1 protein-coding gene is annotated in these 333 nt (G+C 61.6%); it reads left to right on the top strand.

The genetic code is table 11. The features are described from left to right. Window positions 1–24 precede the first annotated feature (24 nt). On the top strand, window positions 25–333 hold a 309-nt coding region (locus J4G32_RS20745; protein WP_210497532.1), incomplete at its 3' end, for a methyltransferase domain-containing protein.

Genomic DNA, 333 nt, shown 5'->3' with positions numbered 1-333 from the left:
TAGACCGTCTGCTGGAGGTGCTGCATGGCGCAGGTGAATAAGCAGGCTATTGCGGCGGCGTTTGGCCGGGCCGCATCGCAATATGAACAGCACGCCTCTTTGCAGCAACACAGCGCGGATGCGCTGCTGACGCTGTTGACAGGCCGCCAGTTTGCCAGTGTGTTGGACGCAGGCTGCGGCCCCGGACGTATGAGTCGTTACTGGCGAGAGCGGGGGAGCGAAGTGACCGCCCTGGATCTTTCGCTGCCGATGCTGCAACAGGCGCGCGATCGTCAGGCGGCGCATCACTATTTGCTGGCGGATATCGAAGCGATTCCCCATGACGTCGAAGTT

Origin of the sequence: Microvirga antarctica, assembly GCF_017921815.1 — a bacterium.
Taxonomy (GTDB): Bacteria; Pseudomonadota; Alphaproteobacteria; order Rhizobiales; family Beijerinckiaceae; genus Microvirga; species Microvirga antarctica.
Note: the sequence above shows the minus strand (reverse complement) of the source record. Positions and strands in the feature narration are given on the sequence as shown.